At 66.1% G+C, this 20347-nt stretch carries 22 protein-coding genes, 2 tRNA genes and 1 pseudogene; 17 read left to right on the forward strand and 8 right to left on the reverse strand.

Annotated features, from left to right (window positions below):
* Window positions 1–9 precede the first annotated feature (9 nt).
* The 6 genes from bioB to KZO24_RS04805 are packed head-to-tail and all read left to right on the forward strand — an operon-like array spanning window position 10 to window position 5081.
* Window positions 10–1074 carry a biotin synthase BioB gene (gene bioB / locus KZO24_RS04780; RefSeq protein ID WP_486487139.1) on the forward strand — a complete coding sequence of 355 codons (1065 nt, stop codon included), beginning with the start codon at window positions 10–12 and terminating at the stop codon, window positions 1072–1074.
* Window positions 1074–2048 (forward strand): alpha/beta hydrolase, encoded by a 975-nt coding sequence (locus tag KZO24_RS04785; protein ID WP_486486929.1) that lies wholly within the window; start codon window positions 1074–1076, stop codon window positions 2046–2048. The genes bioB and KZO24_RS04785 overlap by 1 nt, the downstream gene beginning before the upstream one ends.
* On the forward strand, window positions 1945–3930 hold the full coding sequence (locus KZO24_RS04790) for an ATP-binding protein (RefSeq protein ID WP_486487140.1): 1986 nt from the start codon (window positions 1945–1947) through the stop codon (window positions 3928–3930). The genes KZO24_RS04785 and KZO24_RS04790 overlap by 104 nt, the downstream gene beginning before the upstream one ends.
* Window position 3931: 1 nt before the next feature.
* Window positions 3932–4303, forward strand: coding sequence for a tRNA-binding protein (locus tag KZO24_RS04795; protein WP_271181077.1), 372 nt, complete (start codon window positions 3932–3934; stop codon window positions 4301–4303).
* Window positions 4303–4833 (forward strand): thioesterase family protein, encoded by a 531-nt coding sequence (locus KZO24_RS04800; RefSeq protein WP_486486930.1) that lies wholly within the window; start codon window positions 4303–4305, stop codon window positions 4831–4833. Before KZO24_RS04795 ends, KZO24_RS04800 begins: the two co-directional genes overlap by 1 nt.
* A gap of 29 nt (window positions 4834–4862) precedes the next feature.
* Window positions 4863–5081: a hypothetical protein gene (locus tag KZO24_RS04805; protein WP_486486931.1), complete on the forward strand. Its 219-nt coding sequence runs from the start codon at window positions 4863–4865 to the stop codon at window positions 5079–5081.
* 4 nt (window positions 5082–5085) lie between these two features.
* Here the strand turns inward: KZO24_RS04805 and KZO24_RS04810 are convergent, their stop codons facing one another.
* From KZO24_RS04810 to KZO24_RS04825, 4 genes are all read right to left on the reverse strand, one after another.
* Window positions 5086–5262 (reverse strand): hypothetical protein, encoded by a 177-nt coding sequence (locus tag KZO24_RS04810; protein WP_271181075.1) that lies wholly within the window; start codon window positions 5260–5262, stop codon window positions 5086–5088.
* Window positions 5262–6644, reverse strand: coding sequence for a peptide MFS transporter (locus KZO24_RS04815; RefSeq protein WP_271181074.1), 1383 nt, complete (start codon window positions 6642–6644; stop codon window positions 5262–5264). The genes KZO24_RS04810 and KZO24_RS04815 overlap by 1 nt, the downstream gene beginning before the upstream one ends.
* 426 nt (window positions 6645–7070) lie before the next feature.
* Window positions 7071–8177 (reverse strand): 3-dehydroquinate synthase, encoded by a 1107-nt coding sequence (aroB, locus tag KZO24_RS04820; protein WP_271181073.1) that lies wholly within the window; start codon window positions 8175–8177, stop codon window positions 7071–7073.
* A complete protein-coding gene (locus KZO24_RS04825) occupies window positions 8168–8752 on the reverse strand; it encodes a shikimate kinase (protein ID WP_069707589.1) in 585 nt (194 codons plus the stop codon). The genes aroB and KZO24_RS04825 overlap by 10 nt, the downstream gene beginning before the upstream one ends.
* Before the next feature lie 57 nt (window positions 8753–8809).
* On the opposite strand from KZO24_RS04825, the gene KZO24_RS04830 reads away from it, so the two are divergent.
* From KZO24_RS04830 to KZO24_RS04850, 5 genes are all read left to right on the forward strand, one after another.
* On the forward strand, window positions 8810–8968 hold the full coding sequence (locus tag KZO24_RS04830; RefSeq protein ID WP_155986147.1) for a hypothetical protein: 159 nt from the start codon (window positions 8810–8812) through the stop codon (window positions 8966–8968).
* Entirely contained in the window at window positions 8965–9456 is a 492-nt protein-coding gene (locus tag KZO24_RS04835; RefSeq protein ID WP_486486932.1) for a hypothetical protein, read from the forward strand. Before KZO24_RS04830 ends, KZO24_RS04835 begins: the two co-directional genes overlap by 4 nt.
* Before the next feature lie 59 nt (window positions 9457–9515).
* Window positions 9516–10856, forward strand: coding sequence for a hypothetical protein (locus KZO24_RS04840; protein WP_486486933.1), 1341 nt, complete (start codon window positions 9516–9518; stop codon window positions 10854–10856).
* A 5-nt stretch (window positions 10857–10861) separates the two neighbouring features.
* The gene (locus KZO24_RS04845; RefSeq protein ID WP_271181071.1) at window positions 10862–11752 is read left to right on the forward strand and encodes a tyrosine recombinase; all 891 of its coding nucleotides are present in this window, start codon (window positions 10862–10864) and stop codon (window positions 11750–11752) included.
* An 89-nt stretch (window positions 11753–11841) separates the two neighbouring features.
* Entirely contained in the window at window positions 11842–13347 is a 1506-nt protein-coding gene (locus KZO24_RS04850) for a M48 family metalloprotease (protein WP_486487141.1), read from the forward strand.
* Window positions 13348–13452: 105 nt separating this feature from the next.
* Here KZO24_RS04850 and KZO24_RS04855 read toward each other — a convergent pair whose 3' ends face one another.
* A complete protein-coding gene (locus KZO24_RS04855) occupies window positions 13453–13626 on the reverse strand; it encodes a Flp family type IVb pilin (protein WP_271181069.1) in 174 nt (57 codons plus the stop codon).
* Window positions 13627–13748: 122 nt separating this feature from the next.
* On the reverse strand, window positions 13749–13937 hold the full coding sequence (locus tag KZO24_RS04860) for a Flp family type IVb pilin (protein ID WP_008829679.1): 189 nt from the start codon (window positions 13935–13937) through the stop codon (window positions 13749–13751).
* Window positions 13938–14058: 121 nt separating this feature from the next.
* On the opposite strand from KZO24_RS04860, the gene KZO24_RS04865 reads away from it, so the two are divergent.
* From KZO24_RS04865 to KZO24_RS04875, 3 genes are all read left to right on the forward strand, one after another.
* Window positions 14059–14514 carry a (deoxy)nucleoside triphosphate pyrophosphohydrolase gene (locus KZO24_RS04865; RefSeq protein ID WP_271181068.1) on the forward strand — a complete coding sequence of 152 codons (456 nt, stop codon included), beginning with the start codon at window positions 14059–14061 and terminating at the stop codon, window positions 14512–14514.
* A gap of 43 nt (window positions 14515–14557) precedes the next feature.
* Window positions 14558–14634: transfer RNA gene (locus KZO24_RS04870), tRNA-Arg, on the forward strand.
* Between the two features lie 49 nt (window positions 14635–14683).
* Window positions 14684–14760, forward strand: a tRNA-Arg gene (locus KZO24_RS04875).
* Window positions 14761–14819: 59 nt separating this feature from the next.
* Here the strand turns inward: KZO24_RS04875 and KZO24_RS04880 are convergent.
* Both KZO24_RS04880 and KZO24_RS04885 read right to left on the reverse strand, forming a co-directional pair.
* Window positions 14820–16118: a chloride channel protein gene (locus KZO24_RS04880; RefSeq protein WP_271181067.1), complete on the reverse strand. Its 1299-nt coding sequence runs from the start codon at window positions 16116–16118 to the stop codon at window positions 14820–14822.
* A gap of 195 nt (window positions 16119–16313) precedes the next feature.
* The gene (locus KZO24_RS04885) at window positions 16314–16940 is read right to left on the reverse strand and encodes a hypothetical protein (RefSeq protein WP_271181066.1); all 627 of its coding nucleotides are present in this window, start codon (window positions 16938–16940) and stop codon (window positions 16314–16316) included.
* Between the two features lie 560 nt (window positions 16941–17500).
* Between KZO24_RS04885 and KZO24_RS04890 the strand changes: the two are divergent.
* The 3 genes and pseudogenes from KZO24_RS04890 to KZO24_RS04900 all read left to right on the forward strand — a co-directional run bounded on the left by KZO24_RS04890 (window position 17501) and on the right by KZO24_RS04900 (window position 20129).
* Window positions 17501–19056 (forward strand): annotated as a pseudogene (locus KZO24_RS04890) (phospholipase D-like domain-containing protein).
* Complete coding sequence (gene folE / locus KZO24_RS04895; protein WP_271181064.1) at window positions 19031–19651, forward strand: GTP cyclohydrolase I FolE; 621 nt, start codon at window positions 19031–19033, stop codon at window positions 19649–19651. The pseudogene KZO24_RS04890 and the gene folE overlap by 26 nt, the downstream one beginning before the upstream one ends.
* Before the next feature lie 16 nt (window positions 19652–19667).
* Window positions 19668–20129: a GFA family protein gene (locus KZO24_RS04900; protein WP_036522685.1), complete on the forward strand. Its 462-nt coding sequence runs from the start codon at window positions 19668–19670 to the stop codon at window positions 20127–20129.
* Window positions 20130–20347: the final 218 nt, after the last annotated feature.

Below are 20347 nucleotides of genomic sequence, written 5' to 3' on the forward strand. Positions count from 1 at the left end.
GCGTGCCGCCTGAGGAATGACTATGACCCAAACCCCCGCCTTCGCCCCCGCACCGACTGGACCCGTGAGGAAATCGCGGCGCTGTTCGACCTGCCGTTCACTGAGCTGGTCTTCCGCGCCGCCGAAGTTCACCGCGCCAGCCACAAAGCGGACGAAGTGCAGCTTTCCACGCTGCTCTCGATCAAGACCGGCGGGTGCGTGGAGGATTGCGGCTACTGCTCGCAGTCGGTTTCGGCCAACAGCGGCGTCAAGGCGACCAAGCTGATGGAGGTACAGCAGGTTCTCCAGCGCGCGGCGCAGGCGGCGGACCAAGGCTCCACCCGCTTCTGCATGGGCGCGGCCTGGCGCAACCCCAAAGACCGCGACATGCCCGCCATCATCGAGATGGTGAAGGGCGTGCGCGCAATGGGCATGGAAACCTGCATGACGCTGGGCATGCTGACGCCAAGCCAAGCCGACATGCTGAGCGACGCGGGCCTCGATTATTACAACCACAACATCGACACTTCGCCCGAGCGCTACGATCAGGTCATCACCACGCGCACGATGGAAGACCGCCTCGATACGCTGTCGAACGTGCGCATGGCGGGCATCAACGTATGCTCGGGCGGCATCGTCGGCATGGGCGAGACGCGCGCGGACCGCGTGGGCTTCGTCCACACGCTCGCCACCTTGCCCGAGCACCCGCAGTCGGTACCGGTCAATGCGCTGGTGCCGGTCAAGGGCACCGTGCTGGGCGACATGCTGGCCGACACGCCGCTTGCCAAGATCGACGACGTGGAGTTCGTGCGCACCGTGGCGGTCGCACGCATTACCATGCCGGGCTCGATGGTGCGCCTCTCGGCGGGCCGCGAGTCGATGTCGGAGATGACGCAAGCGATGTGCTTCATGGCCGGCGCCAACTCGATCTTCACCGGCGACAAGCTGCTGACCGCGCCCAATGCGGGCGACGACAACGATCTGGCGATGTTCGCCCGCCTCGGCCTCAAGCCGATGGCCATCGAACTGACGCCCGCGCAAGTCGAAGCCCAGCGCATGCCCAAGGGCTGCGCCAAGCTGGAAGCGGCCGAGTGATGAAACGGGCGGGATCAATGCTGCTGGCGTTGTCCTGCCTCCTTTGCGTGCCGGGCGTTGCGGTTGCCGAAGCGCCTGCATCCACTCCGATCACGATCGGACAAACGCACCTCGTTGCCTTTGCCGACGGTGACCAGCGACAGGTCAACGTCTATCTGCCCGAAGGCTACGCGGAGGGGACCAAGCGCTATCCGGTGCTGTATCTCATCGATGGCGGCCTTTCGCAGGACTTCCTGCATGTTGCCGGGACGAGCGCGCTCAACGCGATCTGGGGCCGCTCGCTGCCGGTGATCGTCGTCGGCATCGAAAGCAAGGACCGCCGCGCCGAACTGATCGGCAGCGTGGGCAATGCCGCGCAGCACAAGCAGTACCCGACCGCTGGACAATCCACACGGTTCCGAGCCTTCCTGCGCGACACGGTCAAGCCGCTGATCGAGGCGGATTATCGCACCGATGGCGACGATGGCGTGATCGGTGAATCGCTCGCCGGTCTGTTCATCGTCGAGACGTGGCTGCGTGAACCCGGCCTGTTCCACCGTTACGCGGCCATCGACGCGAGCCTGTGGTGGGATGACGCGGGCCTCGCGAAAGCGGCCGCAGGCCTGATCGCGACGTCTCCCCGGACCGCTCCGCTGTACCTGACATATTCGAACGAAGGTCAGGAAACCGCTCAGGCCGCGCAGCGCGTCGCCGCAGCGGGCGGCTTGCTGGTCTGCCTCTCGCCGCGTGAGGATCTGACCCACGCTACGGCCTATCACGTCCTCTCGCCGCAGGCGCTGCAGTTCCTGTTTCCGACCGCCAACAAACAAGACCCCGAATGGGGCTTCGAGGTGCCATGTTCAAAAAATCCTGATCGCAAACCGGGGCGAGATCGCCTGCCGCGTCATCAAGACGGCGCGCCGCATGGGTATCGCCACGGTCGCCGTCTATTCCGACGCCGACGCCCGCGCGCCGTTCGTGCAGATGGCGGATGAGGCTGTGCACATCGGCCCCGCGCCGGCCGCGCAGTCCTACCTGATTGCCGACAAGATCATCGCCGCCGCCAAGCAGACCGGCGCCGACGCCGTGCACCCCGGCTACGGCTTCCTGTCCGAGCGCACCTCGTTCGCAGAGGCGCTGGCGGCAGAGGGCATCGAGTTCATCGGCCCTCCTGTCGGCGCGATCGCGGCGATGGGCGACAAGATCGAGTCCAAGAAGCTCGCCAAGGCCGCCGGCGTCAACGTCGTCCCCGGCTTCGTCGGCGAGATCGAGGATACCGAGCACGCCGTGCGCATCTCGGCCGAGATCGGCTACCCGGTGATGATGAAGGCCAGCGCGGGCGGCGGCGGCAAGGGCATGCGCCTCGCCTACAACGAAAACGACGTGCGCGAAGGCTTCGAGGCCACCAAGCGCGAGGGCCTGAACTCGTTCGGCGACGACCGCGTCTTCATCGAGAAGTTCATCCTCAACCCGCGCCACATCGAGATCCAGATCCTCGGCGACAAGCACGGCAACATCCTCTACCTGAACGAGCGCGAATGCTCGATCCAGCGCCGCCACCAGAAGGTGGTCGAGGAAGCGCCGTCGCCCTTCGTCACCCCGGCGATGCGCAAGGCCATGGGCGAGCAGTGCGTCGCCCTGTCGCGCGCGGTCGGCTATTATTCGGCGGGCACGGTGGAACTGATCGTCTCGGGCGCGGACCCGACGGGCGAGAGCTTCTACTTCCTCGAAATGAACACCCGCCTGCAGGTGGAGCACCCCGTCACCGAAGCGATCACCGGCGTCGACCTGGTCGAGCAGATGATCCGCGTTGCGGCAGGCGAGAAGCTGGAACTGACCCAGGACGATGTGAAGATCGACGGCTGGGCCATCGAAAACCGCGTCTACGCCGAAGATCCCTATCGGGGCTTCCTGCCCTCGACGGGCCGCCTCGTGCGCTACAATCCGCCGGTCGAAGGCTGGACGGATGACGGCGAAGAGAATGGCCGCCGCGGCGTGGACGGCATCCGCGTGGACGACGGCGTCTACGAAGGCGGCGAAGTCTCGATGTTCTACGACCCGATGATCGCAAAGCTGATCACCTGGGGCGAGACACGCGACGAGGCGGCGGACAAGCAGATCGCCGCGCTCGACGCCTTCGAGATCGAGGGCCTTGGCCACAACATCGACTTCGTCTCGGCGATCATGCAGCATCCGCGCTTCCGTTCGGGCGAACTGACCACCGGGTTCATCGCCGAGGAATATCCCGAAGGCTTCCACGGCGCACCTGCGTCGGACGAGCTGAAGGTGCAGCTGGCCGCCGTCGCCGCCTTCGTCGCCACCGCGCGCGCCGATCGTTCGCGCCGGGTCGAAGGCCAGCTTGGCGGGCCGCTCGATCCTCCGGGCGAGTGGACCGTGACCATCGACGGCGATGTCTTCGCGGTCGAACTCGACGAAGACCTGCTGACGGTCAATGGCGAGGAAGTCGAGCTGGAGCTGGAATACACCCCGGGCGACCGCTTCGTGGATGCCGAGGTCGATGGCGAGGATCTGACGCTCAAGCTGGACGTCACCCGCACCGGCTTCCGGATGACCACGCGCGGTGCGATCCACAAGGTCGATTGCCTGCCCGCGCACATCGCTGGTTACACGCAGCACATGATCGAGAAGATCCCGCCGGACCTCTCGAAGTACCTGATCTGCCCGATGCCGGGCCTCCTCGTTTCGCTGAGCGTAGGCGAGGGCGACAAGGTCGAGGCAGGGCAACCGCTGGCAGTGGTCGAGGCCATGAAGATGGAAAACATCCTGCGCGCCGAGAAGTCGGGCACGGTGAAGTCCGTCAACGCCAAGGCGGGGGAAAGCCTTGCGGTGGATGCGATCATCCTCGAGATGGAGTGACATGCATCTCGATCACGACCCCGCCGCGCCTCCGGGCGAGACCATAGGCTTCGACGACTTCCTCAAGGTGGACATCCGCATCGGCACCATCGTCGCTGCGGATGTCTACGAGGGGGCACGGAAACCCAGTTACAAGCTGCGGATCGATTTCGGTCCCGGCATCGGCGAGAAGAAGAGCGTGGGCCAGGTAGCGGCGCTCTATTCTCCCGAGGAACTGACCGGGCGACAGGTGGCGGCGGTCGTGAACTTTCCCGTCCGCCAGATCGGCAAGGCGCTGTCCGAAGTGCTGACGCTCGGCTTCGCGGACGAGGAGGGGCGGGTGACGCTGTTCTCGCCCGACAAGCGCGTGCCCGATGGATCGCGGCTGTTCTGATGGCGGGTCTGGGAGATATGCTTGTCGGGGTGGAGCCACTGGAAGGCGGTTTCGCGCTGGAAATCACCGAGGACTGGCTGCAGGGGCGTACCGCCTACGGAGGACTGACTTCGGCGATCGCACTGGCGGTGGCAAAAGGCGTTTCCGACGATCTGCCGCCGCTGCGCTCCGGTCAGCTTTCGATGGTCGGCCCCTTGGCCGGGCGCATCGAGGCTCGCGCGAAAGTGCTGCGGCAGGGGCGCAATGCAACCTGGGTTTCCGCCGAACTGACCGGTGAGGCCGGCGTGGGCTTTACCGCCGCCTTCGTCTTCATGCGCCCGATCGAGAGCGTGCTGTCGATCGATCACTATCCGCTGCCGGACGGCGTCATTCCGCTCGGCGATGCGAAGCCGGTGCCGATGGATCATGCGCCGGCTTTCCTGCGCAATCACTTCGAGGCGCGCTTCGCCATGCCGAAGACCGCGCTGGGCGAGGCGGACCTCGCCTGGTGGGTGCGGCCGCGCGAGCGGGGGCCCTCGATACCGAAGTAGAGTGCCTGCTGTGCGGGGACGTACTGCCGGTGGCGGTCTGGCCGCTGCTGGGCTTCAAGGTTCCGATTTCCTCGATGCAATGGCACGTCAACATGCTGGACGCGAAGCCCTCGGCGGATGGCTGGTGGATGATCCGCTCGACCAGCCTGCATGCCGCACATGGCGGGGCGAGCGAGCACATCATGCAGTGGAACGCGGATGGTGTTCCGGCTGTTGCGGGCATGCAGTCGGTGGCCGTGTTCGGCTGAGCACTCAGCGGCCGCGCATGCCTTTGATGAAGGCGTAACTGCCGCCGCTGAACACCACCAGGGCAAGGGTAAAGCCAATCCCGGCGCCCCATTTCGCACCTTCGGCTCCCCAGAGAAAACCACCTGCCGCGAGGCCCAGAAGCGGCAGGACGATCAGCAGCAGGCAGCCGATGACGGGCATCAGGGGGTGCCCATCAATCGCTTTGCAAACAACAGCTTGAATAGCCCGAACCCGATTAGTGCGACGGCGGCCGAAGCCATGTGCAGCAGCCAGAACGTCGTCGTCGGCATTGTCGAGAACAGCGTGCCGATCTTGCCCACGGCCAGGTTCGCGCCGAAGAACGCAAGGTAGTAGATCCCCACGATCGAGGCGTTCAGCGCGCGCGGGGCAAGGCGGGTGAACAGCGCGAGGCTCACCGGCAGCAGGTGCGCGAAGCCGATCGAGTTCACCAAGTGAAACATCACGGGCCAGAATAGACCAATCTTTCCGGTACCTTGCGTCGCCGCAGCCATATAGAGGCACGCCGCGCCGCCGACGATGAACGCGCAGCCCAGGATCATCTTGCCCAGTTCGTCCGGCTCATTGCCGGTGCGCTTGCCGACGAAGGCCCAGAACGCGGCGACGGCCACCAGCATCGAGAAGCTGAGGGTGGCGTCAATGGTAATCATCCAGCTCGTCGGCAGCGTCTCACCCATGAAGCTGAGCTGGAACTGCTGATCGGCCCAGACGAGATAAGCGTTGAAAATCTGCTGGTTGGTCAGGAGCGAGATGCCCATGATCGGCACCAGTACCAGTACGGCCAGCAGACGCGGGCCGTCGCCCTTTTCGAACGTGGCGCGGGGCTCGGAGGACTTGGCGGCCTTGCTGTCGGCGGGCAGCCAGGGCTTTGCGTAGATGTATAAAAGCAGGCCGAGCACCATGACCACGCCGGCGCAGCCGAAGCCCCAGTGCCAGCCGACTTTCTCACCCAGCGTGCCGGAAATCAGCGGAGCCACGATTACCGAGACATTGATAAATATGTAGAAAATCTGGAACGCCATCGCGCGGCGGATGTCGCCGGGCTTGTAGAGTTCGCCGACCTGGCTGGCGATGTTGCCCTTGAACAGGCCGACGCCGACCACCAGCGATATCAGCGCCAGCAGGAAGGCGCTCTCGAACGCCATCAGGAAATGGCCGAGCGACATGACCACGCCGCCCGCGATCAGCGCGGCGCGGCGGCCCAGCAACAGGTCTGCCAGGATGCCGCCGAGGATCGGGGTCAGATAGACTAAAGCCGTGTAAAGGCCGAATATTTCGGAAGCCAGCGGCTGTCCGGACAGGCCCGGAAACACGTGCGTTGTGACCCAGTCCAACCCGATCACGCCCTCCTGCCGCCCCGGGACCAGCAGGTACTTGACCATGTAGAGCGTCAGCAGCGTCTGCATCGAATAGTAGGAAAACCGCTCGCAGCCCTCGACCAGGCCGAGTAGGCCTAACCCCTTGGGATGGCCCAGGAAAGCGCGGTCTTCTCGCGCCGCTTCTTCGGGGAAGTCGAGGTTGGGCGTCGCTTCGGGTGCGGTCATGTCTGTCCCGTAATTATCTTGTGCATCGGCGTAATCGCCGTTCCTGCGCGAGCAATGTCATGTCGATGTAACAGGGTCAAACCTGAATGCGTGGCTAATGAAAAGGCGGCAGGCCGATCGACCTGCCGCCTTCCGCAACGCCCCGGGGGATCTCGCACGGGGCGTCTTGGCCCCCGGCCAGCGTGACAAACGCCTACTCCGTTGAAAGAGCGTGCAAATATATAACGTTCGCGAGCCCGTCGCGATCCGGGCTTCGTCGCTGCACGGCCACGAAGCGGCGCACAAACACGGCGTTTTGCACGGTGCACTCAACGGCACCCAGCGGCACTCAAACATGCCACAAGGCGCCAAGAGGTGCGTGTAGCGATGAAATGGCAGTGACTTACCACAGCCATCGTTGAAAAGACGGTGCTCAGAGCACTGCGATCAGCGCGCAAGTTCCTCGTCGAGGAACGCCGACACGTCTTCCAGCGAGACCTGCTTGTCGAGGTAGGTCTGGCCGATGCCCTTCATCAGCAGGAAGGGCAGGGTGCCCGCATCCATCTTCTTGTCATGGAGCATGTGCTGCACGAGAGCGGCACCGTCGCAGTCCAGCCCGAGCGCCTTGAGGCTGGCAGGCAGGCCGATCTCGCCGATATGCTGCGCGACATGTTCGGCGCTCGCCTGCGGCATCAGCCCGCGCCTTGCCGAGTAACGTGCCGCCAGCACCATGCCCAGCGCGACGCCCTCGCCGTGGAGCAGGCGGTCGCCGAAGCCGGTCTCGGCCTCCAGCGCGTGGCCGAAAGTGTGGCCGAGGTTGAGCAGGGCGCGGCGGCCGGTGGTCTCGAACTCGTCCTCGGCGACGATGCGCGCCTTGGCCGCGACCGAATGCGCCACCGCATATTCGCGAAGCGCGCTGTCGCCCGCCAGCATCGCGGCGGCATTGCCGTCGCACCAGGCGAAGAAGTCGGCGTCGTCGATCAGCCCGTACTTCACGACTTCGGCATAGCCCGCGCGCAAGTCCCGCTCGGGCAGGGTCTCCAGCGCCGAAAGGTCGGCCAGCACCAGCGAGGGCTGGTGGAACGCGCCGACGAGGTTCTTGCCGGCCGGCGTGTTGATCGCGGTCTTGCCGCCGACGCTCGAATCGACCTGGGCCAGCAGCGTGGTGGGCACCTGGATGAAGTGGCACCCGCGCTTCAGCACCGAGGCGCAGAAGCCGGTGAGGTCGCCGATCACGCCGCCGCCCAGCGCGATGATGTGATCGCCGCGCTCCACTTCGAGGCCCAGCAGCCAGTTCACCGTGGCGGCCAGTTCCTCCCACGACTTGGTCGCTTCGCCTGCCGGAAGGATGCGCCAGTGCGGTTCGTGGCCGTTGTCGCGCAGGGACTTTTCCACCACGTCGCCCCAGGCCGCGTGGACGTTGGCGTCGGTGACGATCGGCACGCCGCGCTTGCGCAGCTTGCCCCGGCAGTTGGGGGCGAGTTCCGCGAGCAGCCCGGCGCCGACGCGCACTTCGTAAGGGCGACCGGCGATATCGACGGGGATCACAGCCATTGGGAAATTCCCTGAAGTACCTTGTTGATCGTCTGGACGTGCGGGCCTGCGCTGCTCAGCACGTGGATGGGCGCCTGGCAATAATGCTGCGCCCGTTCCTCGCGCAGGCGGCCGAGAATTTCGCGCGGGTTGCCGCCGCGCAGCAGCGGGCGGTTCTCCTTTCGCGCAGTGCGCTCGACGAGGGTATCGACCTCGCTGTCGAGCCAGATCGTGATCGCCTTGTCGAGGATCAGCGCGCGGGTTTCGGCATTGACGAAGGCGCCGCCGCCGGTGGCGATGACGATGCGCTGCCGTCTGGTCTCGCTGTCCGTGATCAGGCGGGAAATCACCCGGCGTTCGCCATCGCGGAAATAGTCCTCGCCATAAGCGTCGAAGATTTCCGGGATGCTCATCTGCGCGGAGCGTTCGATCTCGTCGTCGGCATCGACGAAGGGGCAATCGAGCAGGTTCGCAAGCCGCTTGCCGACACTGGACTTGCCCACGCCCATCATACCGACAAGCACGATGGGCCGGTCGATACGGCGGGCGAGCGCTGCAATTTCCTGCGCGGAAAACCGGGTTTGTTGAACGTCCATTGCCCGATCGCCTATAGTTGCGCTAGGTCGCAGCGCAAGCATGGTGAAGGAAGCCGAGTGAACATCGTAAAGCGCAGGCGCCGTATAGCGTCGGCCGTTGCCATTCTCCTGCCGATTGCCGTGGTCGGCCTTGGTATTGCCGCATGGAATGACGCGGGCGTGCAGCCGGTGACGCAGCAGACCGTCTCGATCCCGCTGCCGGAACTGTCGAAATGAGAGCGGTGCACCTGCTCGCGGGAGGCGCGCTGGCGCTGACCTCGGTGTGGGCGGTGGCGCAGGACAGCCCCGAATCGCTGCTGCCCAAGATGTTCGACGAGCCCGCACCCGCGCGCTCGGCCACCCCGCGTCCGCAGGCGCCGCGCACCCAGGCACCTAAGCCGCAAACTTCCTCCGCGCCGAGTGCTGCGGCGTCGAGCGCTCCGCGTCCCGCCGCGACCTCGACCCCGGTGGTGCAGGCGATCCCGACCGGTACGCCTAGCGCGATGCCTACCGTGATCGCGCAGGACGACGGCACCTTGCGTCGTATCCCGAGCCTCGAGGAACTCGAGAAGATGTCGCCTGAGGATTTCGAGGCGCTGCTCGGGGCCAAGGTGGTGATCGATATGCCGCCCGCCGCGCGGCGCTCCGCCGACGAGGCGGGGATGCTCGGTGCCGACGAAGGGGGCTGCCGCTGGCCTCGCTCGCCGGGCAGAACGGCAGCCTGATCCGCGTCGCGCTGGAAGGCAACCGGGGGCAGCTTGTTTCGCGCTGGGGGCATATCCTGTTGCGCCGCGCGCTGGCCTCGCGCCTCAATCCGCCGAGCGGGATGAGCGCGGCCGACTTCATGGCGATGCGCGTCGGCCTGCTGCTGCGCATGGGCGAGACCGATGCGGCGCGCGTGGTGCTGCAGGACCTCGACATCGCCGATTACACCCCGGCGTTCGGGCAGGTGGCGTTCGACGTCTATGCCCGCAATGCCGACTTCACCGGCATGTGCCCGGTGATGGCGACGCAGGGCTCGCTGCGTGACGATGCCGCGTGGAATACCTCGCGCACCATCTGCGAGGCGTTTCGTGGCAACAGCACGGCGGCGATCTCGAAGCTGGAGCGCGACCGGGTTCGCGGCAAGATGGACCAGATCGACCTGCTGCTCGCGCAGAAGTACGCAGGCGCGGCCGGCAAGGCGCGGCGTGCGGTGACGATCGAGTGGGACAAGGTCACGACGATGACGCCGTGGCGCTACGGTCTCGCGATCGGCACGGGGCTGGAACCGCCGACCGCGCTGATGGCCACGGCGGGGCCGTCCTACGATTACGCGACGGCGCTGGCGCCGATGGTCAGCCTTGGCCGCCGGGCGGCGGCGGCGGATCGTGCCGCGGCGGCGGGCGTGCTGTCCAATGCGGCGATGGTGGACCTCTATTCGCAGATCTTCGCCGATCCCGACGTCACCGGCGAGTGGCAGGACCGCGCGGAATCGCTGCGGGATGCTTATGTCCAGCAGGACCCCGCCGCGCGGCTGGCGGCGATGCAGGCGCTGTGGAACGTGACCGGGTCGGCGCTCTATGCCCGGCAGGTGCTGACGGCCGCTGCCGCCGCGCGCATGGCGCCCAGCGCCGACATGGCCGACAGCGCGTCCTCGCTGATCGCCTCGATGCTGGCGGCGGGATACGACGCCAATGCGCTGCGCTGGTCGAGCGTGGTCGAGGCCGGATCGCGGGCATGGGGCATGCTGATCCTTGCTGCTCCGGGCCGCGTGGCGACGGTCGGCAGTTCGACGCTCAACAGTTATGTCGATGACGACGACAGCACGCAAAAGCGCCGCTCGGCCTTCCTTGCCGCCGGTCTTGCCGGGCTGGAGCGCGTCGATCGCGCCGACGCCGAGCGGGTCACCCGCGATGCCGGGATGGACATGGGCGGCAGCACGCGCTGGACTCAGGCGATCGACCATGCCGCCAGTCGCGGCGATGAAGCCAGTGTCGCGCTGCTCGCGGCCTTCGGCATGCAGGGCGACAACTGGCAGCGCATGACGCCGCGTCACCTCTATCACATCGTCTCGGCGCTGCGGTCGGTGGGGCTCGACGCCGAAGCGCGGATGATCGCCGCCGAGGCGGTCGCGCGGGTCTGAGGCCGATGAGCGGGGGCGCAGACGACCTCGCCGAGCGGTTCCTGGCGATGCTGGCGGCGGAACGCGGCGCGGCGGCCAATACGCTCGCCGCCTATCGCCGCGACCTCGAAGCCGCGCGCGAGGTGCTGGGCGATGTCGCCAATGCCACGCCCGAGGCATTGGAGGGGCTCGGAGGCGCGTGGAGCGGACTGGCGGCGTCCAGCCTCGCCCGGCGGTGTTCGGCGCTGCGGCAGTTCTATGGTTTCCTGATCGATGAGGGGCTGCGCAAGGACGATCCTTCCGGTGCGCTGCCCAAGGGGCGCGTGCGCCGCCCGCTGCCGCGCCTGCTCAGTCACGAAGAAGTCGAGCGGTTTCTCGCGCAGGCGGACGAGGAGGCGGTGTCCGAGCGGTCCGACGCGGTGCGGCTGCTGGCACTGCTCGAACTGCTCTACGGGTCCGGCCTGCGCGCGACCGAACTGGTGTCGCTCCCCGTCACCGCGGTGCCGCGGGATGCGCCGTTCCTCCACATCACCGGCAAGGGCGGGCAGCAGCGCATGGTGCCGGTCAGCACCCGCTCCCGCGCGGTGCTGTCGCGCTGGCTGACTTTGCGGAAGGGGACCTCGCGGTTCCTCTTTCCGTCGAGCGGGGCGAGCGGGCACCTGACGCGCGTGCGGTTGTTCCAGTTGCTGCGGGCACTGGCGGGCAGGGCGGGTCTCGATCCGGAGCGCGTCTCGCCGCACGTGCTGCGCCACGCCTTCGCAACTCACCTGCTGGAAGGCGGCGCGGATTTGCGCGTGCTGCAGATGCTGCTCGGCCATGCCGACATCGCGACGACGCAGATCTATACGCATGTGGACAGCGCGCGGCTGGTGGAACTGGTGAACTCGCGCCATCCGCTCGCGAAGGGGCAGATGTAGGGCGCAAGGGAACAAGCCCGCCGTGCGACTCGTTGCGCGACGGGCAAGAATCGCGGGTGGCGGCCCGCAGAATGGAGGAAGGGAGCGACATGGTATCCAACGTGAAGCGCGTGGTTCGGGCCGGAGTTCGGGGAGGCGCGGTCGTCTCGGCGCTGGGGCTGCTGGTGGTCTCGGCGGGGCCGGCGCGACTGGAGGCGCAGGCGTCGAAGGCGCCGCGCGTCTATGCGATCAGTGCTGCCGACAAGTCGCAAGGGGCCAAGGCCCATCCCGAACTGCTGGCCGAATTCGGCGGCGCCCTGACCGGCCCGCAGGCAAGCTACGTCGAGCAGGTCGGCAAGCGAATCGCGGTGCAGTCCGGCCTGTCGAATGCGACGGGGGATTTCACCGTCACCCTGCTCAATTCGCCGGTGAACAACGCTTTCGCGATTCCCGGCGGCTATATCTACGTGACGCGCCAGCTGACCGCGTTGATGAACAACGAGGCGGAGATGGCGGGCGTGCTCGGCCACGAGGTCGGCCACGTCGCCGCGCGGCACTCGGCGCAGCGGCAGAAGGCGGCGCAGCGCAACCAGATCCTCGGCGTGCTGGGCTCGGTGCTGGCGGGCGCGGTGCTGGGCGACAACGCTTTCGGGCAATTCGGGCAGAAGCTGTTTTCGCAAGGTTCGCAGCTGCTTACGCTGAAGTTCTCGCGCTCGCAGGAGCTGCAGGCGGACCAGCTCGGCATCACCTACCTCAAGCGTGCGGGCTACGATCCGCGCGCCATGTCGAGCGTGCTGGAAAGCCTCGCGCGGCAAAATGCGCTGGAGGCGCAGTTGCGCGGCAGCACGAATCAGACGCCGGAATGGGCCTCGACTCACCCCGATCCCGCTTCGCGCGTGCGCTCTGCGCTGACATATGCGGGGCAAGGCAGCGGCGGCACCACGAATCGCGACACTTTCCTCACGCGAATCGACGGGCTGGTCTACGGCGACGACCCCAAGCAGGGCGTGGTGGATGGCCGAAAGTTCACGCATCCGACACTGCGATCTGCCTTCGAGGCCCCCGACGGCTTCTTCATGGTCAACGGAACGCAGGCGGTGACGATCAGCGGATCGTCGGGGAAGGCACAATTTTCCGGCGGGAAGCTGAGCGGCAGCCTCGATCTGTACATCACCAGCGTCTTCGCCGGGCTGACCGAATCGAATCAGGCGCGAATCACTCCCGCCAGCATCGAAAAAACCACGGTGAATGGCATCCCCGCCGCTTACGGAGTCGCGCGGGTGCAGCAGCAGAGCGGGGCGGTGGACGTCGTCGTCTTCGCCTACGACTTCGGCAACGGGCAGGCCTATCACTTCCTGACGCTGGCGCAGGCGGGCGGGGCGGAAGTGTTCACGCCGATGTTCCGCTCGATCCGTCGGATCTCGGCGACCGATGCGGGCAGCGTGAAGCCGCGATTGCTGCGTGTCGTGACTGTAAGGCAGGGCGACACCGTGCGGTCGCTGGCGGCGAAGATGGCCTATACCGACGCGGCGGTGGACCGTTTCCTGGTGCTCAACGGGATGGATGCGAACACGGCGCTGACGCCGGGGCAGAAGGTGAAGATCGTAACCTACTGATATCGGGGCTTTATGGTTTCGGCGGGCCACAAAGCGAAAGGGGCGGCAGGTTTCCCTGCCGCCCCCGAAACTTTAATCTGTAAGTACAGATAAAGTATTCACCTATTAGGCAACGCCCTTCGACATAGCCGACGAGGTCTTCGAGAAGGTCGAAACGAGCTGCGAGCCCATGCCCTGCATGGCGGCGATGGCGGCAACTGCGATGAGAGCGGCGATCAGGCCGTATTCGATGGCGGTTGCGCCCTTTTCGTTGCGGCGCAGCTTGGCGAGAAACTTCATGAGTGGTCTCCTGATAAAGCAGTCTAGTGTACCCGGTCCGCCTCGCTTCAGTCTCTCTTCTGCGCCTTGGACAATCTCTTTTTAGCCTGCAATCGTTGATAAACGCTTAAGGCTGTTTCACCCTAGTTTTTGGACATCGCAGCCGACGACTTGGCGGCTACGTTGTTCCACATAGATACGGTCTCGCTGGCCACGCCCTGCAGCGTGGCGAAGATGGCCAGTACGATGAAGGCGAGGATCATGCCGTATTCGACCGTGGACGCACCGTCCCGGTTTTCGATGATCGTCTTGAGAAGGCGATGAAGGCGCATGGTCACCGTGCTAGTTCGCGCGAGGGACGTCTGATCCCACGGCAGCGTTAATTAGGCATTAAGGCAGGAGGCACAGCTGGAAAGTCCACCGACACCTTTACTCGTCGTCGCAGGCGCACTCGTGCGTCCCGATGACAGCGGGCGCGACGACGGGCGTTCCGGCACAGTGCTTATGCAGCAGCGCGATTTCATCGGAGTGCATGGCGGCCTATGGGAATTTCCCGGAGGCAAGCTGGAGCCCGGCGAAAGCCCCGAAGCGGCGCTCGTGCGTGAGTTGGAAGAGGAATTGGGTGTAAGCATCGCGGCAGGCGATCTGGAGGCGGTGGGCTTCGCCAGCGGCCGCACCGCTACGGTCGAGGAAGGCGGGAAGGGGCCGCCGCGTCCGCTCGTCATTCTTCTCTATATGTGCACCCGCTGGCAGGGCGATCCGCGCGCCATCGAGGCCGCCGACGTGGCATGGGTCGCGCCCGGCGCGATCGCGGGACTGCGGATGCCGCCGCTCGATTACCCGCTGGCCGATGCGCTCGAACGGCATCTGGGGGCTGTGGAAAACAATATGCAAAAAAGCGGAACATAGGCGTTGACCGATCCCGATTCCCCCCTAGAGGCAGCCCTCCAAGGCGCCCGTAGCTCAGCTGGATAGAGCATCAGACTACGAATCTGAGGGTCGGACGTTCGAATCGTTCCGGGCGCACCACTCTTCCTTCCGGGGGTGATGTGGTCCTTGTTTGGGTTGAAAATGGTAGGCGCCCGTAGCTCAGCTGGATAGAGCATCAGACTACGAATCTGAGGGTCGGACGTTCGAATCGTTCCGGGCGCACCACCATTCAAAACGAAAAACCCCGCCCTAACCGGCGGGGTTTTTCGTTTTGCGATGGAAGGTCAGCCCTTCGCCAGAAACCCGCGCGACAGGCCGTGATAGAGCTTTTCGCGGCAGACCAGCGTGCTGGCGGCGTCGGCGATGATCGCGGTCAGGAACAGCGGCAGGATCATTCCTCGGCTGGCGGTGGTCTCCATGAGGATGATCACGGCGGTCAGCGGCGCACGCACGACGCCGACGAAGTAGCCGGTCATGCCGAGCAGGACGACGGCGGGCATGGGATCACCTGAGAAGACGTAGGACAGCAGTTCGCCGAAGCCCGCGCCGACTGACAGCGATGGCGCGAAAATGCCGCCCGGCGCGCCGGAGATCGCCGTCGCGGCGGTGGCGACGAACTTGGCCGGGCCGAACCACGGCGAGGCGCTTTGCTGGCCGTCGATCATCAGGCGGGTGGTCTCGTAGCCGGTGCCCCAGGTCGAGCCGCCGGTTACGACGCCAAGCACCGCGACGATCAACCCGCAGACCAGCGCCGTCGTTACCGGCCGCGAACGCATTGCCGCGAGAAGGGGATGTTCGCCGCGCGCACAGGCCAGCAGCAGGCGCGAGAACAGCCCGCCGAGGATGCCGCCCAAGATCCCCGCGACCGGCGCGATCATCACGACCGAGCCGACTTCCAGCGTCTGTCGCATCGCTCCGAAGTAGACGTAGTCCCCGGCGATCCCGAGGCTGACGAGACCCGAGACGACGACCGCGCCCATCACCAGCACCGCGACGCGCTGCTCGAAGGCGGCGGCGAGTTCCTCGATGGCGAAGGCGACCCCGGCCAGCGGCGTGTTGAAGGCGGCCGCGACCCCGGCCGCGCCGCCTGCGATTAGCACGCCCGCCGTCATCGGCACGCGCAGCATGCGGTGGCAGGCGACCATGATCGCGGCGCTGACCTGCACCGTCGGCCCCTCGCGCCCGACCGAGCCTCCAGCCAGCAGCATCGTCACCGTCAGCAGTAGCTTGGTGATCGCGGTGCGCATCTGCAGCAGCGGCGAGCGCGCGAGTTCGAGGTTCTCGCCCGCTGCCATGACCTGTGGAATGCCCGAGCCGCGCGCAGCGGGCGCCCAGCGCCGGGTGATGAAAACGACGGCGGCGAAGATCGCAGGCGTCATGACCAGCGGCGCGTAAGGGTGGACGGCGGTGAACCCTCGGAACACTTTCTGCGCGGTGTCACCCGCCCACGCGAAGGCGATGGCGATCAGGCCCAGCAGCACTGCGCCGCCGATCGTCGCGGCCCTTCGGCGGGCGAGGTCGAGCGAGGCGTCGATGCCCGGGACGGCCTTGAAAAAGGCCGTGAAGCGTTCCGAGATGGTCAATGCGGACCCCAAGATGGTCTGGCGGCGCGCTTGTTGCGCGTCTGGACGGGCTCGCGCCTCTATTGGGGCAACGGGTGCGCGAATCGCAAGACCTTTTTGACCCGGATAAATAGAGAGGGCCGGAAGCGACCTCGATCGCTTCCGGCCCTCGGCCACTTTTCCGGTCACCCTGCCAAGGCAGGATGAGGCAGAGGCTTACTGGCCTTCGGGCGTGGTCGCCGCAGCCGCACCGCCTGCGGTCGCGGCGGCGTCCGCGCCCGGCTGGCCGCCGGCGGCCGACTGGGTCGCCTTGGCGAAGTCGGCAGCGCTCATGCCCAGAGCCAGCGAACCGTCGGCACCGAGGCCGAGGTAGGACTTCTTGAGCTGCGCGGCCGAACCGCCGCTGAGGGCCACGGTGACGTTGTCACCTTCGACTTTGCTGACGGTGCCGAGTACGACGCCGTCGCTGCTCTTGATCGGCGCGTCGGCGACGATCGCGGCATCCTTGGCGGCGGTGTTCTCGGCCTTGGCGCCGTTTACGGCCGATTCCAGCTCGGCCTTGGTCATGCCGATGGTGAGGCCCTTGTCGCGCGTCACGAAGGCGTTCTTGGGGAGACCGGCGCGGGCGGTGCCGGTGGAGACGGTGACGATGTCGCCCTGGACGGCCTCGACAGTGCCGACTTCAGCGCCTGCGGCGTCGAAGACCTTGGCGCCGGTGGTCGGGTTGGCCGTTGCGGTCGCCGCCGCGGCGGGAGTGGCAGCCGGTGCAGCGGCCTGAGCCATCACGGCAGCAGGAGCGAGGGCGGCCGCAGCGATGGCGGCGGTGATGAGGGTTTTCTTCATGGCGTACTCCTTGTTTGCGGGACCCGTGGGAGGACGAGCCCGGAACAAGCCCCCTGAAGGGGCGAGAAATGCGGCCCGGCGAAACCGGGCTGGGGTTACCCCGTCCGACTTTCGCCGGCCCCGCCGTGGCGAAACTTCGCACACGGCAGACGGGGTGAGGGACAGGTATAGTCAGGCAAATCCATCGCAGGGTGAACGGTTGCGTGTACAAGGGGCGAGTCGAGCCATTCCCGCGATGAGCCGGTCAACCCTTGTGGAAAACTGCGGATTCCCGCCGTTCTCGCCATCGGGTGATGTACGAGTGGTTGTTGGGATGACCACCACGCGGTCACGAATGGCCAAATCCTCGCGTTGGCGCAAACCGGGCGGCAACCACTTCCGACGCGAGCGGCGGAGCGAAATCTGGTCCTTGCCGCCCGCGCCCGCAAAGGTTGCTGCGACGAATGCCGGGAGGGATCGGGCGAACGCCTCCTTCGTGTGCACAAGTTGACATTCGAGGGGAACTTTCGCGGCCTTCGGTGCTTGAACCGGCCGTGGTGGAAGCTCCGGCAGGATGGACGATGCAAGATCAGAACGACGAGGGTGTAGCGCCTTCGGTATGGCGCTATGCCAAGGCTTCGCGCGCGCACGTGGTCGTGGACGCGGCCGATTACTTCGAGGCCATTCGCGAGACGATGGAAGGCGCGCGGCAGCGCATCTTCATGATCGGGTGGGACTTCGATTCCCGCATCCTGCTGACCTCCGGGCGGCGCTGGTGGCAGCGTGGCCGCAAGCGCAAGTTTCCCGCGCGCCTCGGCTCGTTCATGCTCTGGGTGGTGAAGCGCAATCCGGAGCTTGAGATCAGGCTGCTCAAGTGGAACGTCGCCATGCTCAAGTACCTGTTCCGGGGTACGATGCTGTTCGACGTGGTGCGCTGGGCGAAGCATCCGCGCATCGACTTCAAGTTCGATTCCGCCCATCCGGTCGGCTGCAGCCATCACCAGAAGATCGTGGTGATCGATGACAAGGTTGCGGCCTGCGGCGGCATCGACATGACCTCCGACCGCTGGGACACGCCCGACCACCTGCCGCAAGACCCGCGCCGCAAGCGGCCGACCGGGCGGCTCTACGGTCCCTGGCACGACGTCACGATGATGCTGGAGGGCGACGTCGCCGTGACGCTCGGCGAACTGGGGCGCGAGCGCTGGAAGGTCGCCGGCGGCGAAGACCTCGCGCCCTGTCGCCCGCGCGAGGGGACGCCGTGGCCGGAGGGGCTGACCGCCGAGTTCGAGAACGTCGAGATCGGCATCGCCCGCACCCGCGCGGAGTACAACGACTGCCCGCAGGTCGCCGAGATCGAGAAGCTCTTCGTCGAGCAGATCGCCCGCGTGAAGCGCTTCATGTATGCCGAGACGCAGTACTTCGCCTCGCGCGCGATCGCCGAAGCCATCTGCAAGCGGCTGACGGAGGACAATCCGCCCGAGTTCTTCATCGTCAACCCGGTCACCGCCGACGGCTGGCTGGAGCAGCAGGCGATGGATACTGCCCGCGTCGAACTGGTCGAGACGCTGCAGGCGGTGGACACCCAAGGACGTTTCCGCATCTTCACCCCTCCAACGCCGAGGGCGAGCCGATTTACGTCCACGCCAAGCTGACGATCATCGACGACGAGGTGCTGCGGGTCGGGTCGGCGAACATGAACAACCGCTCGATGGGCCTCGACAGCGAGTGCGACGTCTTCATCGACCTTGCCCGGCCCGGCAATGCCCACGTCGATCCCGCCACGATCACCGAATTGCGCCTGCGCCTGCTGGCCGAGCATTGCGGTATCGCCGAAGGTGAAGTGGCCGCCGGAATCGAGCGGCACGGCTCGATGGCGGCGATGGTGGACGCACTCAACCGCGACGGACCCAAGGCCGGAAAGAAATATCTCGAACCCTTGCCCTTGAAGAACTTGTCGGAAGCTGAAAGAGCACTCGGCCAAAGCGGGGTGCTCGATCCGGAACGCCCCGGCGAAATGTTCGAGCCCATCGCGCGACGCGGGTTGTTCCGGGGCAAGGGACACCTGATGCGTGTGCGCCTGATGAAGAAATTGAGAAGGAGCAAGTCGGATGAGCAGCCAGGTAAGTCCCGCTGAGGATAGCCCGCGCCATGACCCCTTGCGCAAGCCGGATGTGCCCGACAACGTTCAGGACGCAATCCGCACGCTGATCCAGTGGGCCGGTGACGATCCGACGCGCGAGGGCCTGGTCGACACCCCCAAGCGTGTCGCGCGCGCCTGGCTGGAATACTGCCAGGGCTATCAGGAAGATCCGGCGGTCCACCTGTCGCGCATCTTCGAGGAAGTGGGCGGCTACGACGAGGTCGTGCTGCTGAAGGACATTCCCTTCCAGTCGCACTGCGAGCACCACATGGCGCCGATCATCGGCAAGGCCGCGATCGCCTACCTGCCGCGCAACCACGTTGTCGGCATCTCCAAGCTGGCGCGCGTGCTGCACGGCTTCGCGCGCCGCCTGCAGATTCAGGAGCGCCTGACCGCCGAAGTCGCGCAGTGCATCTGGGAACACCTGAGGCCGCAGGGCGTCGCCGTGGTGATCGAGGCGAACCACGCCTGCATGACCGCGCGCGGCGTGCGCACGCCGGGCGTCGGCATGATCACCAGCCGCATGATGGGCACTTTCCTGGAGGACGAACGTTCCCGCAAGGAAGTGCTCAGCCTGATGGGCTACTGAATATCGGAGAGGCGTCATGGGTCATGCGCAGGTACTCGAGGGCGGTTGTCGCTGCTCGCGCCTGCGCTTTCGCCTGACGGCGCCTCCGCTGATCGAGGGGCTGTGCCACTGCACCGGCTGCCAGCGGATGACCGCCAGCGCCTTCTCCACCACGATCTCGGTGCCGGTGCAGGGCTTCGAGGTCGTCACCGGCGAGACCGAGATCGGCGGCATTCACGGCGACGAGGCGCATCACCATCACTGCGTCTGGTGCAAGTCCTGGGTCTTCACCCGGGTCGATCCGTCGATGGGCTTCGTCAACGTGCGCGCCACGCTGCTCGACGATCGTTCAGTGTTCACCCCCTACATCGAGATGCAGGTGGCGGAGAAGCTACGGTGGGTGGAGACGAAGGTGGAGCGTCGCTACGACCGCTTTCCGGAGCTGGAGGAATATCCGCAACTGATCGCCGACTATGCAGCGTGGCGGGCGGTGCGGTGATCCTGCCCGACCGACTGGGCACCCGCACCACCTTTCGTCATTGCGAGCGCAGCGAAGCAATCCAGGGCAGTCTTGAGTCGCCCTGGGTTGCTTCGCTACGCTCGCAATGACGATGGAGGGGGAAAGACCTGCTTCCCTGAAAGATAGCGCTTGAACCCCGCCGCGCCTGAGGCCAGAGCCGCTGCCATCCGGTCCGGGCAGGCCGGAGGCGGACAGGC

It is taken from the genome of Novosphingobium sp. NFX11 (genome assembly GCF_057376415.1).

Coding starts and splice junctions, on each gene's coding strand:
- KZO24_RS04810 (WP_271181075.1), bottom strand. CDS start 5,262: ATGCCCGTCATCGGCTGCCTGCTGCTGATCGTCCTGCCGCTTCTGGGC.
- KZO24_RS04850 (WP_486487141.1), top strand. CDS start 11,842: ATGGTATCCAACGTGAAGCGCGTGGTTCGGGCCGGAGTTCGGGGAGGC.
- KZO24_RS04825 (WP_069707589.1), bottom strand. CDS start 8,752: ATGGACGTTCAACAAACCCGGTTTTCCGCGCAGGAAATTGCAGCGCTC.
- KZO24_RS04860 (WP_008829679.1), bottom strand. CDS start 13,937: ATGCGCCTTCATCGCCTTCTCAAGACGATCATCGAAAACCGGGACGGT.
- folE (WP_271181064.1), top strand. CDS start 19,031: ATGAGCAGCCAGGTAAGTCCCGCTGAGGATAGCCCGCGCCATGACCCC.
- KZO24_RS04900 (WP_036522685.1), top strand. CDS start 19,668: ATGGGTCATGCGCAGGTACTCGAGGGCGGTTGTCGCTGCTCGCGCCTG.
- KZO24_RS04795 (WP_271181077.1), top strand. CDS start 3,932: ATGCATCTCGATCACGACCCCGCCGCGCCTCCGGGCGAGACCATAGGC.
- KZO24_RS04845 (WP_271181071.1), top strand. CDS start 10,862: ATGAGCGGGGGCGCAGACGACCTCGCCGAGCGGTTCCTGGCGATGCTG.
- KZO24_RS04835 (WP_486486932.1), top strand. CDS start 8,965: ATGAGAGCGGTGCACCTGCTCGCGGGAGGCGCGCTGGCGCTGACCTCG.
- KZO24_RS04815 (WP_271181074.1), bottom strand. CDS start 6,644: ATGACCGCACCCGAAGCGACGCCCAACCTCGACTTCCCCGAAGAAGCG.
- KZO24_RS04785 (WP_486486929.1), top strand. CDS start 1,074: ATGAAACGGGCGGGATCAATGCTGCTGGCGTTGTCCTGCCTCCTTTGC.
- KZO24_RS04855 (WP_271181069.1), bottom strand. CDS start 13,626: ATGAAGTTTCTCGCCAAGCTGCGCCGCAACGAAAAGGGCGCAACCGCC.
- aroB (WP_271181073.1), bottom strand. CDS start 8,177: ATGGCTGTGATCCCCGTCGATATCGCCGGTCGCCCTTACGAAGTGCGC.
- KZO24_RS04800 (WP_486486930.1), top strand. CDS start 4,303: ATGGCGGGTCTGGGAGATATGCTTGTCGGGGTGGAGCCACTGGAAGGC.
- KZO24_RS04885 (WP_271181066.1), bottom strand. CDS start 16,940: ATGAAGAAAACCCTCATCACCGCCGCCATCGCTGCGGCCGCCCTCGCT.